At 58.6% G+C, this 14,915-nt stretch carries 16 protein-coding genes; 5 read left to right on the forward strand and 11 right to left on the reverse strand.

Annotation, left to right across the window (positions count from 1 at the left end):
• On the forward strand, window positions 1–161 hold a 161-nt coding region (locus IH881_17815), incomplete at its 5' end, for a helix-turn-helix domain-containing protein (GenBank protein MCH7869555.1).
• A gap of 1 nt (window position 162) precedes the next feature.
• The gene (hemN, locus tag IH881_17820; GenBank protein ID MCH7869556.1) at window positions 163–1,557 is read left to right on the forward strand and encodes an oxygen-independent coproporphyrinogen III oxidase; all 1,395 of its coding nucleotides are present in this window, start codon (window positions 163–165) and stop codon (window positions 1,555–1,557) included.
• A gap of 12 nt (window positions 1,558–1,569) precedes the next feature.
• Here the strand turns inward: hemN and IH881_17825 are convergent, their stop codons facing one another.
• The 3 genes from IH881_17825 to IH881_17835 form a co-directional block, all read right to left on the reverse strand.
• Window positions 1,570–2,130 (reverse strand): hemerythrin domain-containing protein, encoded by a 561-nt coding sequence (locus IH881_17825; GenBank protein MCH7869557.1) that lies wholly within the window; start codon window positions 2,128–2,130, stop codon window positions 1,570–1,572.
• A 380-nt stretch (window positions 2,131–2,510) separates the two neighbouring features.
• On the reverse strand, window positions 2,511–2,780 hold the full coding sequence (locus IH881_17830; protein MCH7869558.1) for a hypothetical protein: 270 nt from the start codon (window positions 2,778–2,780) through the stop codon (window positions 2,511–2,513).
• A 396-nt stretch (window positions 2,781–3,176) separates the two neighbouring features.
• Window positions 3,177–3,680 carry a response regulator gene (locus tag IH881_17835; GenBank protein ID MCH7869559.1) on the reverse strand — a complete coding sequence of 168 codons (504 nt, stop codon included), beginning with the start codon at window positions 3,678–3,680 and terminating at the stop codon, window positions 3,177–3,179.
• A gap of 1,013 nt (window positions 3,681–4,693) precedes the next feature.
• Between IH881_17835 and IH881_17840 the strand changes: the two genes are divergently transcribed.
• Window positions 4,694–5,134: a hypothetical protein gene (locus IH881_17840; protein MCH7869560.1), complete on the forward strand. Its 441-nt coding sequence runs from the start codon at window positions 4,694–4,696 to the stop codon at window positions 5,132–5,134.
• Between the two features lie 127 nt (window positions 5,135–5,261).
• On the opposite strand, the gene IH881_17845 is transcribed toward IH881_17840, so the two are convergent.
• Window positions 5,262–5,702, reverse strand: a complete 441-nt coding sequence (locus IH881_17845) for a universal stress protein (GenBank protein ID MCH7869561.1) — start codon at window positions 5,700–5,702, stop codon at window positions 5,262–5,264.
• A 461-nt stretch (window positions 5,703–6,163) separates the two neighbouring features.
• A complete protein-coding gene (locus tag IH881_17850; GenBank protein ID MCH7869562.1) occupies window positions 6,164–6,736 on the reverse strand; it encodes a hypothetical protein in 573 nt (190 codons plus the stop codon).
• 324 nt (window positions 6,737–7,060) lie between these two features.
• Here IH881_17850 and IH881_17855 point away from each other — a divergent pair, with 324 nt between their 5' ends.
• Window positions 7,061–7,534, forward strand: a complete 474-nt coding sequence (locus tag IH881_17855) for a CBS domain-containing protein (GenBank protein MCH7869563.1) — start codon at window positions 7,061–7,063, stop codon at window positions 7,532–7,534.
• Between the two features lie 72 nt (window positions 7,535–7,606).
• The gene (locus IH881_17860; protein ID MCH7869564.1) at window positions 7,607–8,752 is read left to right on the forward strand and encodes a glycine cleavage system protein T; all 1,146 of its coding nucleotides are present in this window, start codon (window positions 7,607–7,609) and stop codon (window positions 8,750–8,752) included.
• 222 nt (window positions 8,753–8,974) lie between these two features.
• Here the strand turns inward: IH881_17860 and IH881_17865 are convergent, their stop codons facing one another.
• The 6 genes from IH881_17865 to IH881_17890 all read right to left on the reverse strand — a co-directional run.
• Window positions 8,975–9,493 carry a nitrous oxide reductase accessory protein NosL gene (locus IH881_17865; GenBank protein ID MCH7869565.1) on the reverse strand — a complete coding sequence of 173 codons (519 nt, stop codon included), beginning with the start codon at window positions 9,491–9,493 and terminating at the stop codon, window positions 8,975–8,977.
• Entirely contained in the window at window positions 9,493–10,287 is a 795-nt protein-coding gene (locus IH881_17870; protein ID MCH7869566.1) for an ABC transporter permease, read from the reverse strand. The genes IH881_17865 and IH881_17870 overlap by 1 nt, the downstream gene beginning before the upstream one ends.
• On the reverse strand, window positions 10,287–11,210 hold the full coding sequence (locus tag IH881_17875; protein ID MCH7869567.1) for an ABC transporter ATP-binding protein: 924 nt from the start codon (window positions 11,208–11,210) through the stop codon (window positions 10,287–10,289). The genes IH881_17870 and IH881_17875 overlap by 1 nt, the downstream gene beginning before the upstream one ends.
• Window positions 11,207–12,457, reverse strand: a complete 1,251-nt coding sequence (nosD, locus tag IH881_17880) for a nitrous oxide reductase family maturation protein NosD (protein ID MCH7869568.1) — start codon at window positions 12,455–12,457, stop codon at window positions 11,207–11,209. Before nosD ends, IH881_17875 begins: the two co-directional genes overlap by 4 nt.
• Window positions 12,454–14,547, reverse strand: coding sequence for a 4Fe-4S binding protein (locus IH881_17885; protein MCH7869569.1), 2,094 nt, complete (start codon window positions 14,545–14,547; stop codon window positions 12,454–12,456). The genes nosD and IH881_17885 overlap by 4 nt, the downstream gene beginning before the upstream one ends.
• 1 nt (window position 14,548) lies before the next feature.
• On the reverse strand, window positions 14,549–14,915 hold a 367-nt coding region (locus IH881_17890), incomplete at its 5' end, for a cupredoxin domain-containing protein (protein MCH7869570.1).

Here is a 14,915-nt window from a genome sequence, read left to right on the forward strand (position 1 = left end):
TCACTGAACTCGAAGATCGATACACCGCCCAGGTTCTGGAGAAGACCGGGGGCAACAAGGCACGTGCTGCCAAGATTTTGGGTATCAACCGGCGCACGCTCTATCGCCGAGGGTTCGGAGGGGTCGAAGATCCGGATTCGCCGGTTTCCGAGCCCGAATAACGTGCCGTCCCTCGACTTCGACCACCTCGATTCGCTTCTGTCACGCTACGATCTCGCAGGTCCACGTTATACCAGCTACCCAACTGTTCCAGTCTGGAGCGAATCCTACGGGGCCGGTCAGTTCGAGGTTGCGATGCGGCGGATCGACCCCGTACGATCGAAGTCGATTGCGCTCTATATACACATTCCATTTTGTCGAGAATTGTGTCACTACTGTGCCTGCAGCCGGGTAATCACCCGAAATGATGAGCTACCGGCGAGATACCTGGCCGTAATTGCAAAAGAGATCGAAACCGTTCGCGCCAAGCTACCCCCTGACTCGAGTGTCAACCAGGTTCACCTTGGTGGCGGAACTCCAACTCACCTCAGCGCCGAACAGCTGACCAAGTTGATGAAATTGGTGACTCGCGCGTTTTTCCTGACCGAAGACGCCGATCTTTCGGTAGAAGTCGATCCAAGAGTCACGAGCGACTCACATGTGGACGCGCTCAGGGCGTGCGGATTCACTCGCATCTCACTCGGTGTTCAGGATTTCGACCCTAGGGTTCAAGCCGCAATTCACAGGATTCAGCCGGCTGAATTCACTAGAAGCCTGACCGCACGCTCTCGCGAATCTGGCTTTACGAGCGTGAATTACGACCTGATATACGGACTACCGTTTCAGACGGTCGAGACTTTTGATCGGACTCTCGACCAGGTGTTTCAACTGCGACCCGATCGCGTCGCGCTTTACTCCTACGCCCACGTCACCTGGTTTGCCAAGCAGCAGCGCGGTTTCGAACGAATCAATCTTCCGAGCAGTGACCTGAAACTCAAGATCATGTTGCGCGCGATCAGGCGATTCATGGAAGAGGGATACATCCACATCGGAATGGATCACTTCGCGAAGGCGGACGATAGCCTGGCCAAAGCGGTCGCGACCGATCAGCTCGAGCGAAACTTCATGGGTTATACGACAAAGGTCTGTGGCGACCTGATCGGCCTGGGCCCCAGCGCGATCAGCGAATGTGGTGGGGACTACGCCCAGTCATTTCGTGGCCTCACTGAGTGGGAGGATGCGGTCATGAAAGGCAGGCTGGCGACGTTTCGAGGTCACTCGCTTTCGGAGGAAGATCGGCTTCGTAGCTGGATAATTCGACGGATCATGTGTTCAGGGCGAGTTGCGGGAAATGACTACCGTCGCGAGTTTGGGCGAGAAATGGGCGAAGATTTTGCGCTGGAGCTTCGCGCTCTGGAAGAAATCGCGCACGACGGATTGGTCGTTTTTGACGCCAAGGACAGCTTTGCCGTGACGCCGACTGGGCGCTTGCTACTCAGAAACCTTGCGATGATCTTTGACACATATCTTCCCGGCCAGCGCGAGGTCGGAGACCCCATCTTCAGCCGAACCGTCTGAAGAGACTCGAACCTACTCCGCCTCCGACAACCAGCGGAGAACTTTTCTCTCCTCGGAGGTCATGTCGACCTCTAGCCAACGAACGAACTCCAGGCACTCGCCACCGAGGCTCGCAAACGATGTATCCGGGTGCCTCAGCTTGGTCAGAGAATTATCGAGGCGCAGGCGTTGTTCCTGGTGTTCCTTGATGATCGCGGCTCCGGTCCACGCTCCGTGCGAAGACTTCGCCAAGAGTGGCAACAGCAGGTTCTCCTCCCATTGCATGTGATCCAGTAATTGCGCGTAGAGTTCCTCACCCTTGATGCGAAGCGCAGATGCCAGGTCTTCGTCTCCGCGCAGGACGTCGAGAGCCAGCGCAGCCACGACGGCGGCCTTGCCTCGCAGCATTTGATGGTCACTTAGAAATTTCTCTCTGATCAAGTTTCGAGACATCTTCTCGTGATCAATTCCATGTCTACCGGTTGAGAGATAGACGGACCTCTTGCCATTGTAGTTCGCGGCCTCGTTCCCCAACTCGACGCCCAATGCGGAGGGATCACTCCCGCGGTACTCGGGCATAGTTGCAATCCCCATTGCTCGGTCCCGCGATACGGCTCGCAGGTCGAACGTTACGGATTCATCTGAGCTGGCCTCAAATCAGTGGATCAACAGTACGATGATTGCGATTTGGGTCGAAATGCCGACCATCGTCAAGTAAAAGACTCGCTTCGCAAGTTGTTCGGGCTCGTAATTTGGTGCCACCAGATATCCTCTCTGTTGAAGGGCGCCAGCCACTTTCTTCGCATGCGCCCAGGGCTTTGATCGTTGAGGAATGCAGGATCCGTACCGCTTCTAGCTCACGAGGCTAAAGGCTTGGTCGTGCGATGGGCCGTTTGCGGGACTCGCTGTCGTCGCCACGAGTCGATGTGCCCCACTGATCGGATTGAGCGGCAGCCAAACTGCGGCGACGCTCGCTACTGCGAGGCCGGCGCAGCGGCGGCGGGTATCGCGATGCCTTCCAGGCCAAGGTAGGAGCGAACTCCGTTCGCTACGGCGTAGAGGCCACCGGCTCCGTCGAAACTCTTGTAGTAGCCGCGAATCATCAAGGCAAGGGTTACGTGCTCAATGAAGTAGAGCGGTGAGGGGAAGCTGCTTGCACCAGAACTCACAACGAGCGTGGCTACGGTGCTGATCCCAGCGAGGAGTGATAGAGCGTATACGATAAAGACTTTGTCGTTTTGCATTTCAGGTAACCGATTCCTCTCTTGTCTAATTGTTTTTCTGCGTAGATCTTGTTGTTCTGCTTTGAAATGCAGGCACCGTGCCAAATGACGCTCGTTGGGTGCAACCGACCGATGCGGGCGATCGTGAGTCTCGCAATGAGGGGAAATTATCCGCCGTGCGGACGTCGAGAGCGCTTCTGATACGATGCGAGATTCAGCAGCGCAACGCTGAATTGCATGGGTTGGCGTATTTATCTCTGGATGAGCTGGCACTCGTTGATTTTGGGCGGTGTGATGCGATGGATTGCATCGCCATTGTGTGGCTGATAGGCGCTACACGCGCCTTGGTGTAGAGACTAGAAGTCTCACTTCACAAGTCGCGTCATCCTTCGACCTCGTCAAATTTTGTGCCCGGGTTCAACATCTGCGCATCCGCCTGTCCCTCGAAAACGTCTCAGGGCTCTGCATGCCTGCGCTTTGGAAGATGTGATCGACCAGGACACGTTTGCTCCGTCGAGCACCCTCATTGACCCATCGGTAGAGTTCATAAATGTCGAACGGCTTTGAGAAAATTCTAACACCGAGTTCTTTGGCGCGGTTTAGATCCCGGTCCTCCCAGTATCCCGACATGAGTCCAAAGCAGTCAATCTTGCACCCCACTCTTCGTTGATTTTCTATGAAATCGATGCCTCGCATTTCCGGCATCGACAGGTCGCTGAGTATGACGTCCGCACATCTCTCGCCGGCCGCGGAAGGACAATGTGAACACGGCATCGGAGAAGGAAACGTGAAGACCTGGTGGCCACTTTTTTCAAGGATTCGCCGCAGAGAGCGGCGAACGCCAAGGTCGTCGTCAAAAATCAAAATTCGACTCGAGGTGATCTCGACGTTGGGTGTCATCTCTTCGGGAGATGTGTGCATGGCTTTCTCCATTCGGGTGGCTCGCGGCATTGGAGGTCCAAGGATCACAGCGAACAGCTCTGCCTGGAGCCACCTTCTTAAGGGGGAGGCACTCCAGAAACGGTTGCATGGAACGTGCCAGTCCAGTGCTCGTGCACAATACATGCTGGGGGTACGTGGAGTGTTGGCGAGATTCTCGATTAGAGATCAAAGGCGTCACCGTCGGATTGTGGTGCCTTTCGCCTCGCCGGTTGGGATCTTTCGTGGCATCACGCCACTGCGCGTCAAATGCATCTCACCGTAGCCTCCTCTCTGGGCCGACATGAAGCGGCACGCCGTTTGCACCCTTGGCGAGTGCCCTGCCGGGGAAAGACATACGGGTAGGGGTGTTCCTTCCAATCAACTTAGGGGAAAAGCCATGGCTGCAAACCGGAGTAGCGGCGCGAAAACGACAGCAAAAAAGAGCACCAAGAGGGCGGCCTCCAGCTCCGGAGGGAAGACGACCGCGAATTCGGCTAAAAAGTCCAAGTCTACTCGTTCGAAAACTGCTGCCTTTCGGAATCGCCGCCGCAAGACCGAATTCCCTCCGTCGATTGCCGAGCTCACAACCCGACTGCGAAAACGTCTCAGGGATCTCGACCACGAGATCGAGAAAATCGAAGCGCGCTATCAGCGCATCGTCGAACGGCTGCGGAATACAAACAGCCCGATTGGTATCGACTTCGAACAGAGTTGGCGCGTGTTGACCGACCCGGTGCGGCGAGAAATCGTCGAGCTTCTGAGGAGACTCGAGAAAGTAGTCGAGCCGTCATTGAAATCGAAGCACCGGCGACCGGCGAAGACCAATCGGACAGCCAAGGCCGCGTAGAAGAACCAACTCCGTCACGAAACACCCAAGAAACGGCGCCTCCGTGAAAAAAGATATCTTTAAGGAAAGAGAGAGAGCATTCGAAGCCGTGTATTTCGCGAAGCACGATGCGGAGTTGATTGAGCGACTTCACCAGAATAGGGAGGAATCCCGGGACAGGAGGGACTTGGCGAAGGCGACTGGGATCTCGAATGAAGGCCTGTTGGACAGGATCCTCGAATTGGGAGTGAGATCAAGCAGCCTCGAAGCATTGAGTCTCGCGCCGTTGATCTGTATGGCCTGGGCGGACGGCTCTCTCGCCCAAGATCAGCGCACCGCGGCATTGAAGGCGGCGATGACCGAAGAGATCGGCAAAGACACTCCAAGTTTTCTGTTCTTCGAGGCCATGCTTTCCCATGGCCCTGATCCAAAGCTCATGGAAATCTGGCGAGGCTACATTGCCAGTCTCTTGAGACATCTCGATGCGCGCGCATCTGAACTGATTCGCAGCAGCCTGCTCGACCGGGCGGAGGAGATCGCGAAGGCGTCGGGCGGGATCATGGGCGTAGGTTCAATTTCAAGGAACGAGCGGCAGGTCCTCGACGAAATCGAATCTGCAATGAATTGAGCGAACTTGATCCATGTAGAGTTTTTGTACGTCGCGAAGACTCATATGCTGCCATTGTCATCGCAACCTCTACCGATACCACTAGAGTGTTGATCACGCTCTGCGCTCGGGAGTAAATCCTTCTGCTTCATGCCTCTCCCTGGGTCGTGAGGACCGGACAGTGAGCAGTGCGGATCGTACGGCCTGCGACGCTCCCCATGAAGAGATGCTCCAGACCAGCCGCTCCTCGAGTTCCCATCACGATGAGATTAGCCCCGAGTTCGTCTGCGGCTTCGACAATGCACTTCGAGGGACGGCCCAGTCGTACGTGGGTCGTCACTGAGAGTTCGGCTGGACAAAACTTGTCCGTCCATTGCTGGAAATGCTCCACTGCCGAGCGCTCTAGCTTCATGCCGAAGTCCGCGGGCAGCACTGGACCGTAAGGCGGTGCCAGGGCCATGAACTCGGGAAAGACGTGAACCAGATGGAGTTCTCCGCCACCGCTCTCGACCAGATCCAGCGCTAGTTTTAACGCCGCCTCAGAATGACTAGAGAAGTCCACTGCGACCAGGATCTTCTTGAAACTCATTCGTTGCTCCTCCCCTCGATACGCAAGCCGTCAACATTGCGCGGGATATCTTTCTCTGCTTGTCCATTCTTTGCATCGCGAAACATGCCGACGAAGCCACATGTGTTTCCAAGTCGGGTTCAACTAACGGGACCGCGACCTACCTTTAGACAAAGCAAGGCATGTGCCGGAATTCGCAGTGATCCTATTGTCTGCTCTTGTACCTGTGTGGCTCCTTGGTGATACAGCGAATCCCATTGGCGAACGGAGCACGGTACTTTGCCCAACACTTGGGACTTTATGCCCCGTGAAGGAACGTGGCGGTTCGTCTGATTTATTGATTCGATCTGAGGCTGGAACAAGGCCCGATCCAATCGTGCAGAAACAGGCAGCTAGTTTTCTCTCCTCACCAAAATCGAGACACGCTGCGTCGGTCCACAGTCACCGTGGCCATGCGACAATTCGACGCATAACCGGTCTAGTCATTTGAAGGTTCTGGCTAGACTTCTCAAGACCCGCCATTCACTGCGCCAAGGGCGAAATCTCGAACCCAGCACCCGACCCGACGCTTCCGCGACCTGGCGTGCGGGGCGCAGAATACACTCGGCAAGGCGTGCGCGATCTGCCGCGCTGAATTCCAGACAGAGTTCCCTTACATACTTCTTCCATGCGTCTTGCAGCTCTTTCTTTGGTCGGTGTTCAAGCCATTGACTGACGAGTTGGAAAGCCGGGGTTTCGAACCGAATGCCCGCCACTTCGGCCGCGTCAAATATTTCGCCCCGCTCCCAGTCCATGATTTTCCGATCTGCCCATACGACCAGCAAAATCGGGACAAGCATGAGTGCAGTCAGGCGTTCGGGTCGTGATTGCTGCTCACACAAGAGAGCGAGTGCCTTCTGATTCTTCACACCGCAGATTTCTGAGAGCTTCTCCGGTTCGAATCGCAGCGAATTTCGACGCCGCAGTCGATCTCGGAGATGCAGTTCTCGGTCCGCTCGAAACGCACGATCGAGTTCCTCTCGTAGGTACCGGAGTCGATGCGCGGCTCGTGACATGGATCTGTCCTCAGAGCCCTAGAAATGCAATTTGCAGACCATCTTTGAATTTCGATCGGCATTCGGAAATGGGCGTCGCAACACTCGAAACTGGCGGCGCCGGCTTGCAAGCTCATCGAGTTCATGCGTTGGTGGGACACATTGACCCGTAAGGAAGGGACTCCCTGCCACACAATGTTGAATCTGCAGCGCAACATCGCTCTGGAGATCAGAGCGTTTCGGCACGAATCTTGAAGCTCCAGAAGGAGTACCGAATACGAGTTCCCATCCTCTCGATGGGCGACGACGCGACCCGAGGCGGGGTCGTCTCAAGGAGGATACGAAATGCAGTGTGCGAAGCATGTCATGCAAACAGGCGTCATCAAGATTGGAGTTAATGATTCTCTCATTTCTGCTCGTCGAACCCTTTTGAGCGAGGAGATCAGCGGAGCTCCAGTTGTCGACGAGGTGGGGCATGTGGTCGGTGTTCTGTCTTTTAGCGACCTGATGCGCGATAGGGAATCGGAGGACCAAGGCTTCGATCAACGACCCGAGTACTATCGCGAAGGCGATGTTCGAATGATTTGCGATGCCGATTTCGGCGAATTGCCGATCGCTGAACTGCTCCTCTGCCGAACTGTTGCAGACGTAATGAATCCAGGAGTGGTCTCGGTTCGAGCCGAGGACACGATCCCGCAGGTTGTTGAGAAGCTTCTGGCGAATCGGATTCACCGAGTCATGGTGGTCGAGCCCGGAAAAGCGGGAGATAAACTCGTGGGAATTATCTCGCTCTTCGATTTGATAGCGCTGTTGGCTTGACCCGAATTCTGCCAGCCGGCCCCGTGCGCGTAACCGACCGAGGAGGTCACTATGTCCGAACCGAACGCAGAGATGCTGAAGAACAGCGCCACGCTCTTCTTCGGCCCCTGGTACCGCAAGACTCCGTTCTTCGAGGCCACGCGGCGCTACGGGTGCAGCGCCTACGACATCTACAACCACACGTACCTTCCGGGCTATTACGACGATCCCGAGACGGAGTACTGGGCGCTCGTCAACGACGTAACCATCTGGGACGTGGGCTGCGAGCGCATCGTCGAGATCTCAGGACCGGACGCGTGCGAGTTCATCAACACCCTCACGTGCCGCGACCTGACGAAATGCAAGGTGGGGCAGTGCAAGTACATGCCCGTCATCGCGCCCGACGGGGGCATCTTGAACGATCCGGTGATGCTGCGTATCGAGGAGGACCGCTGGTGGCTGGCGCTTGCCGACAGCGACGCCGGGATTTTCGCGATGGGCGTCGCCGCGAACTCGGGCATGGACGTAACGATCTCCCACCCTCCCGTCTACCCGATCCAGGTGCAGGGCCCGAAATCGAAGGACACGATGCGGAGCCTCTTCGGCGACGAAATTCTCGACCTCAAGTACTACTGGTGCAGGGAGGCCGAACTCGATGGCATCCCCGTGGTGATCAGCCGAACGGGATGGACCGCCGTGGTCGGCTACGAGATCTACCTCCGGGACCCCACTCGCGGCGACGACCTCTGGGAGAAGCTGATCGCGGCGGGGAAGCCGCACAACATCCGACCGATCGCCCCCTCGGAGGCCCGACGTCTCGAGGCGGGAATCTTCAATTACGGCTCCGACATCACACTGGATAACAATCCCTACGAGGTGATGGGTCTCGAGCGTCTCGTCGAGGACCAGGAGGCCGACTACCTCGGCAAGGCCGCACTCGAGCGCATCCGGCGCGAGGGAGTGAAACGGAGACTGGTCGGCATCGAGATCGAAGGCCCAGAGCTGCGCGCGGAGCTGGCGGAGTACTGGCCGGTCCGAGCAGAGGGGAGGGAGATCGGCTTCGTCACGAATGCGATCTGGTCGCCCGGCCTCAAGCGCAACATCGGCTACGTCTGGGTCCCCACCGCGATCTCCGAGCCCGGCACCCAGCTCGAGGTGCAGACGCCGGCGGGAGCGGTCGCTGGTCGCACAACGGCCATCCCCTTCGTCGACCCGAAGAAGCGAACGCCGCTCCAGTAGCCGAGCGCGACCGCAGTGGCAGGTTGCGTTTGCGCAGCGTTGCGACAAGCGCGAGAGGCAAACGACGTTGCCGTTCCGCGATGGAAGCCCCGGGTGACGAGCGACATCGAAGGAAGACGGCACGGATCCGGCGCGAATGGGCCGAAGTGGCGGATGCGCATGGAGTCGCTTAGCAGCAAGTGACGGCGGCGACTCGACCGATACCTGCGAGCTCGCACAAGATCAGCGATCGAGCGCCTTCCACCACTTGCGTAACCCGGCCACGTCCAACTGCCGTGTTCCGCCGTGGGCCTCCATCACGATCGCTGCCTCGCTTTGATTCGCATAAGCGAGAACAGGCGTGCCCATGACGCCAGGGCGATCGATACCAATGACAAATACGGCTTCGTTTGCGGGCACCCAGGGATGAACGCCTGTGTGAGACTGCATCGGATCTTCATCCGGTCTCATCACCTCCACAAATGTGGCTTCCACACGCCCGTGTGGGGACGGTGCGCTCAGATGGACGAGCATGTCGCCGAGCGAACAGAAGAAGAAGCGAGACCCGTCGCGGTGGACGACCTGACCCCGCGGTGCGGACATTTCGTGCACCAGCATTCCGCAGACCTCGTCCTCTTGGTCGCTCAGTGCAACGGTCTCGTGGACCTTCATCGCGGTGCTATTGCTCGAAGGATCGCAGCTCGAGAGCGCAACAGCGAGGGTTGCAACGGCGATTCGCCGGTATATGGATCCAGTCGACACTACACCACCTTGCGTCGCGACAGCAGCGCGCCGCTGATCAGCGCTGGGACGACGATCCAGCTACACCAGAGCAGCCACGTAATTGCTGTCCCTGGCAAACCCGTGGTCATTCCAAGATCTCGGAGCACGTCGGGTCCGGCGAGTTGGTACATCATTTGAACACGGTAGAGGCCCGCCGGATTCCCCACCACGAGGGCTGAGACCGCCGATTGCGGGAGCCCTCCGTCGCTGATGACCAGCAGACCCAGGATGCCCAGGTCATAAAAGAAGACGAGACCGAACCACACCACCACCACCACGCTGGCGGCAGTCGCCTGACGTCGCGTTACCGTCGAGATCAGAAGTCCTATTGAGAGGAATGCCAAGCCGAGCAGCAGCGTTGGTCCCATCAACGCCAGCAACGTGCGGGCCCCGTCTGGATCACTTACCGCGATGGCGGCGCCGAGCCCCAGACCAACAGCCACCGCCAGGGCGAGACTCCGTCCGATGAGCTTCGCGAATACGACCTCGAACCGTCCAACGGGTAGTGAGAGCAACAGGCCCAGCGTATTGCGCTCGCGCTCGCCCGCTATTGCATCGTGCGAAAGCACGAGGGCAACCAGTGGAACCAGCAGGCTGGCCAGTGTAACCAGGCTAGGCCCCGTGAGCTTCGCGACCTCGGCTTCAGCGCTTCGGCCGTAGAGCCCCACGCCCGAGGCGAGTAGCGCGAATAGAATGCTGATCACCACGACCCAGCGGTCGCGCATTCGCTCGAGCAACTCGTGCCAAATCAGTGCTCGTCCGACGGGTCCCATCACGCGACTCCTACTTCGAGCACGAGCTTGTCATACACAACATCCAGAGTCGGCTCTTCGACGCGAATACCACGCACCACACCCGGGAATCCGCTCTGAATTTCCACCAGTTCGAGAGTTTCATCCGAAGCCACCTCGGCCAGGATGCGATCGCCCACACGCTCGATTTGTCCTTTACCCCACTTGCGCATGGCCTCACACAGGAGTTCCACCTTTGCGTCTGGAGCCTGGGCTACCTCGAACCAGATGCGATGCGGAACCTCCGCACTGCGGCGTAAATCCTCCGAGGTCCCGTGCGCGAGAACCCGGCCCGCTCTCAGAACGCAAATCTCATCCATCCGTCGCTCCATCAGTGCGAGATCGTGGGTGGAGGCAAGCACCATGCGCCCGGCCTCGCGCCACTCGGCGATCACCGACCACAACACCGAAAGTCCCTCCTGATCGAGGCCGACAGTAGGCTCGTCAAGCACGAGCAGATCGGGTGTGGAGAGAATGGCGACCCCCAGACCCAGCCGCTGCCGCATGCCACGCGAGTAACCGCGAATGGCGCGTGGCGCGGCGTGGGCGAGACCGACCCGTTCGAGCACCCTGTCCACATGGCTGCGCGCGACGCCTCGCGCGCTTGCGAAAAAACGCAGCAGCTGGTGGCCGGACAAATTCTCTGAGAAGGCGATGGCCTCCGGCAAGTAGCCGATGCGTCGCTTCCAGTCGTTGTCGATCTCAACCGGCTTGCCGTCGGCTTCGAAAACCGCAAAGTCGGGGCGAACCAGGCCGAGCAACACTTTGATCAGGGTAGACTTCCCAGCACCGTTGGGGCCGACGAGCATTACTGCACGCCCGTCGCCGATCGCGAGGCTCACGTCGTCGAGCGCCTGCAATGAACCGAATCGCACCGATGCGCCGCGCACTTGCAAACCCCTCATGACTCCGGCTCCCTGAGAAGAGGTGATTGATCGACAATGGTGGGCGTTCGCAGCATCGGCAGGCGGTCTATCATATGCGAGAGGATCTCGAGCGCCGGACTGCGAAGCAGCAGTGTCGCGCTGGGGTAGCGGTAGAGCAAGACAGCGGTGAAGCTGTCTACCCGATGGGGTCGATCGCCGATCCCGTCCCCATCCTGATCCCAGCCGAGGTAGTCGGCCCAGTAGTTGCCCCGGCCGGATTCGCCCCAGATCTGATCCTCGGCCCCCACATAAAATACCTGCTCTCGATTTCCGCGGATCACGTTGCCCTCCAAGTGATTGCGCCGGGTGCCAGCCCAGATCTTCAAGCCAATTTCGTTGTCGAGTAGTACGTTGTCCTCGATCGTATTTCCGGTACTCGAGTAAAAAAACATTCCGCTCCCGTTTCGCGCGAGCACGTTGTGGCGAATTTCCGAGTCCCGCAGATCCCGGAAGAGTAGACCCTCGCGACGATTGCCGGAGGCGCGATTTCCCTCGACGATGAGATTGTGGCTCTCCATCAACGCGATGCCGAGGGTGTTGTTGTTCATCACATTGTCTCGCAGCACGTTGTCGTGCGAATACATGTAGTGCACGCCGAAGCGCACGTGCTCCGCCAGGTTGGCCTCGATCAGACTGTTCTCAGTGGCGGATACGTAAATACCGTCACGCACATCATGCACTTCGTTGTCGCGAATGACGAGATGGCTCGCATTGAAGAGATGAATGCCGTTGCCTCGATCCGCCACCCTCACTTCTTTGCGTCCCCAAATGTGGTTGCCCTCAATCAGCGCGCCATCGGTCTCATGGACCCAGATACCAAACGCACAGTCGCGCAAGGTGTTGTTGCGCACCACGGCTCCGGTCGCCGATGCCTCGACGAAAATGCAAGCATCGGGCGCGCCAATGTCCTTTCCGCTCTGCTTGACCACGAGATCTTCAACACGAACACCGGGGGCCACGATGACGAGTGGGGTTCCCCGACCGCCACCATCGATTACCCCTCCATGGCCGCGCAGGGTCAGGGGCTTTTCGATTCGGATCGGGCCTTCGTAGTGACCCGGCCCGAGTTCGATTACATCGCCCGGTGTGGCGCGGTCGAGTATCGCTTGCAGATTTCCGCGGTCGGTCTCGGTATCGACCCGCGTCACTGCCCCCGAGCTAGTAGTCGCAACTCCCGCTAGCAAGCCGACTGTGAGCATCACGCTTTCGAACATCCGCCACTTCATATGTCCACCACGTCAGCTCGGAGCTTGTTGACCTTCAGCTGCTCTCGGGGAGAAAGGTCCAAGCGGTTCTCGAGCTTGGCCAGCCCGATCAACGGCGGGCAAACCTGGTCGTCATGGTAAATGACCTCGCACTCCATGCAGGAGAGACACTCGCGCGAATCGATGGTGCCGTCCCGCCGGAAAGCCCTGGATTCGCAACCGCGCGTGCAGATCTTGCATGAACTGCAGAAGGCACGGCGTTTCGGCCCGGAGGGTCGGAAGCTGCTGAGCAGTGCGATGCCTCCTCCCATGGGACACAGATAGCGGCAGAAGGGTCGATACATAGTGAACGAAAGCGCGAGTAGCACGAGCCACCAAGCCACAAAGCCCCACTCGCGCGTCCAGATCGGAACCAGGAAGGTCGACTTGAATGGCTCAACTTCGGCGATGCGCTCAGCCAAGATGCTGTCCCATAGGTAGACACTGGCAAGTAGAGCGAGGACCACGTAGCGCAGGTAGCGCAGCTTCAGGTGGACCCGGTCTGGTAGTTCGTATCCCTTGAAGCCCAGCCTTTTTGAGATCTTGAACGCCAGCTCGTTCATCGCGCCATAGGGGCAAACCCAGCCGCAGAAGACGCCCCGCCCCCAAATCAAAGAGACGATCAGGATGAAGATCCACGAGATAAAGACGAATGGCTCGCTCAGAAAGAGATCCCAGCGCCAGTCGTGCACCACCGCTCCCAACAGCGTGAGGATCTGCGTGACCGAGGGCTGGGCACCCATATACACGCCGACGACGAGGAAGCTGAAGATCATGCTCGCCATGTGCAGGCGACCGAGACGCTTCATGCCGACGAAGGTGTACTTGCGGGCCAGGAAGACGCCCATCACCGTGAGCAGATACGTGGCGAAGACAGCCAACTCGATGGGCCGGTTCAGCCATGCTTGGCGCCAGGGGATGCCCGTCTCCCTCTCGTCGACCAAATAGAGAGTGTCAGGGAGCTGGTGGCTCGCGCTGAACTCGCGGAACTCGCGCGTGAATCCGCCGCGACGGTCGTAGCGACTTCCCAGAAAAATCAGCTCGTAGGGTGAGCCCGGATCAAAGCGCCCCCCGCGCAACACGAAGAGTGCGCCCTCGGTCACCTCCGGCATGTCCGGGGCGGCCGCCTCCGGCAGGTTCCAGTAATCGGAGTCGCGGAAGGTGATCTCGCGCAGGCCTTGTTGGACGCGCACGCGGTCGAAAATACCGCCGCGCACGAATGCCGAGCCTTTGAAGGAGCCACTGCCATTATTGAAGATCACGAAGAGGTGCTCACCATCCTCGAGTTGACCCATGTAGTACTTGTAACTGTTCTCGCCGAGCAACGACCGGCCGATGTGAGGCGAATCCACGACGCCAAAGTAGAGATTCACGTAGGGAGCCGCGCTTTCGTCCACTCCCATGTCGACATGGGTGACGAGCATATGGCCGAGTGCGCCTCTCTCGAGCATCTGCTGGAAGGTCCACGGTACGGCTTCCTCGACGAAGTGTCCGTGGTTCATGGTGCTCACGGCGATGACCCCCACCGCGGCGCCCAGAGACCGCGCCGTTTCGAGCACCGTGCTGTTTTGAACCAGCGCAGTTACGGTGGCACCCGAGATTCCGTCGACGGAGACGACGTCGGGTTTATCCGATCGGCCCACCACAATGTGTTGCAGGGCCGAGTGCCCGGCGTAGAAGTTCACAAAGTCGATAAGTGCCTGCTCGGGAACCCCCACCAACAGGATTGGCTCGCTGTGGTGAATGACCTGAGCGCCGGTGATGACGCCGTCGGTGTCGAGGCCGAGCAAGGTGACGAGGGGCTTTCCCGAGTAGGCGTTTAGGTCGACAAAGTCTGGGGATAGCGCCAACCAGCCTACGACCTCGCCATCCTCGCCGAGCGCATCCCAGTGCGCTGCGCCATCGACCGGTCGGAATTGCTCGGCCTGCGGCATGATCTTGGCGCACGGCATCACTCCGCAGTCCAGGGACGTCGGAACCGTTCCCGCCCCGATGGCCAGCGCAACGCGCGGGTCGAGTGCCCAGGATCCCGAGATGAGAACCAGCAGCAAGAGGAGTAGTCTGGTAGTCAACCTACGCCTCGACGATCATCCTGCCCCGCATCTCCAGGTGGAGCGCGTGGCAGAACCACGGGCAGTAGTACCAGTACACGCCCGGGGCCCCCGCGGTGAAGGTAATGCTGTTGGTGGCTTGAGGATTGACCACCATGTTGACGTCGTGGTTGGACATGCAGAAGCCGTGTGTCAAATCCTCGATTCGGTCCAGGTTGGTCTGGATGATCTGGACCTCGTCCCCAGTCTTTACCCGGAACTCGCTGAGTGTGTAGGCGGGTGCCGCACTGAGTATGTAGACACGGACCTTGCCCTTTCCCTTTTGGATGACCTTGGTGGTCGTGAGGAGGTCCACGCCATCCTCCGCCGCGCGCTTGTTGTAGAAGTCG

The sequence above is a fragment of the Myxococcales bacterium genome (genome assembly GCA_022563535.1).
Taxonomy (GTDB): Bacteria; Myxococcota_A; UBA9160; order UBA9160; family UBA4427; genus DUBZ01.